This is a genomic window from Streptomyces aureus, from assembly GCF_001418135.1.
GTDB lineage: Bacteria > Actinomycetota > Actinomycetes > Streptomycetales > Streptomycetaceae > Streptomyces > Streptomyces aureus_A.
In genome coordinates this window covers 1-1,740 of sequence record NZ_LIPQ01000590.1, presented here as the reverse complement: position 1 = coordinate 1,740, position 1,740 = coordinate 1, and the positions used below count along the sequence as shown (strand labels likewise).

1 protein-coding gene is annotated in these 1,740 nt (G+C 62.4%); it reads right to left on the bottom strand.

What is annotated here, in order from left to right:
- Nucleotides 1–1,259 precede the first annotated feature (1,259 nt).
- Nucleotides 1,260–1,601 carry a hypothetical protein gene (locus AOK00_RS34575; RefSeq protein WP_055604091.1) on the bottom strand — a complete coding sequence of 114 codons (342 nt, stop codon included), beginning with the start codon at nt 1,599–1,601 and terminating at the stop codon, nt 1,260–1,262.
- Nucleotides 1,602–1,740: the final 139 nt, after the last annotated feature.

The following is a 1,740-nucleotide window of genomic DNA, read 5'->3' as shown; positions in this document are numbered from 1 at the left end:
CCACCGCCCCGGGCACCCCCTCCACACGAAGACCGGCAAACCCGACACAGCCGGGCCGCGATCTGCTAACCGCACCGTGACAGCCACCCGGTCACCCCATGACAGCAACCAGTTGCCCGCCCGTCCCCGTGGACACTGCCGGCATGCAACAGATGCTTCCCGTAGACGGGAGGGCAGCTACCGGCTCAGCAAGCCTCACGTCGTCCTACCGGTCAAACGGCATCTGCGGTAGGAGAGCGCCCCAGCGCCTCTTCCCCTCGAGGAGGATCAGACGCCGGCAGTCAACGGCGTACCTGATGGAGGTGTCGGTCCAGCACTGGCTTGCCGCGTCCGGGCCGGCTCTCTCGGATGTGCTCACATGCTCGGGCTCCCGCCGCAAACTCGGCGCCGGTGCGTGCCGTCATCGCCCGGAAGAAAGCCCGGCCCTCCGGGAACTGGCTGCTGGTCGTCCAGCGATAGCCAGGGCTATCCAGAAGCGCCCTGTCGACAAGGCGTGTGCCAAGACCTTGCCGCTGCACCTCCGGGGAGAGCGAGATCTTCGAAATGACGCCCCGCTCGCACGGATGACAAACCTTCCACACGAGTCGCGCATCGGATATCCCGTCACGGCCGTAGACGCGAAGATCCTGGAAACCAGTAGGCCGCGTCGCGGGGTGCAGCAGGAAGAACCACTCGGTCCTCGGACGGCGAGCATCCACCGCCAACGAAACTCATCCACCCCGTCAGGCGTCCTCATCGGAGCTCCCTCACCAGTCCCCCGCCGAGTCCGAGTCGCACGGGCATCCCTACGGTTGTCCCTCAAACCATAGGAACAGCCACCCCCATAACAGCCGACCCACCCCTAACTGGCCAGACAACAGCAGCCACCTGGTCACCTCATGACAGCGAACCTGCCCTCAACCAGCCCCCATGACCAGGCACCCGCCACCCTGCCCCGCTGACACCCACTCAGTGTCATGACCGCACCTATTCACAGGCGGAGCGGGGAGCGGACGATGTGGACGCGGGGCGTCGACCCCGCCGTCGGGTACCACCAGGACGAGGACGAGGGCCAGGACCACGAGCACCCGCCAAGACGTACCGGTGGCCGGGCCGGTGCCACACAGGGGTCATCCGCCTTGCCCAGGAAACGACACCACCCTTCACCGGTCGGACGACACCTGAGGCAGAAACCGCCGAGCGCAGACGGCACCACACCGGTGAAAACACATGACGCCCAGTAGTGAAAAACCCGCGACGCCCATCATGCGGCGAATACTTCACCCGCCGACACGGAAGATCTCGTACCACAGCTCGTACTTCGACCCGCTGTTGCCATAGATTCGCGCTACTCCGGGCGTTCGTGAAGTCTCCTCGAACTCAACTTCCCCGAGGCGACTGTCGGCACCGACATTTTCGTCGTCGTACAACGCCACCACAGTCCTGCCCCTGAAGAATTTTCCGATATCCATGGGTACTTCGTTATCCGTCCCCATGGAGAAGTAACCGTCGTCCTCATTGGGCCAGACCTGTTTTCCATCAATTTGCAGCTTTACTTCGTCTACGTCGCTGTCGTCCGGCTTCACGCACCTGAGCCTGGTGAGGTGCAGTACGCCTGCCATGATTCTTCACCTCTTTTCGCCTCTTACATCATGAAAACATCTCTAATGCAGCGTCACAACTTACCGACCAAGTACAGGGCTTGAATTGCTGTGCATTCAAATACTGAATTCTCATCTAAGGCGTCATCTCACGTGGCGA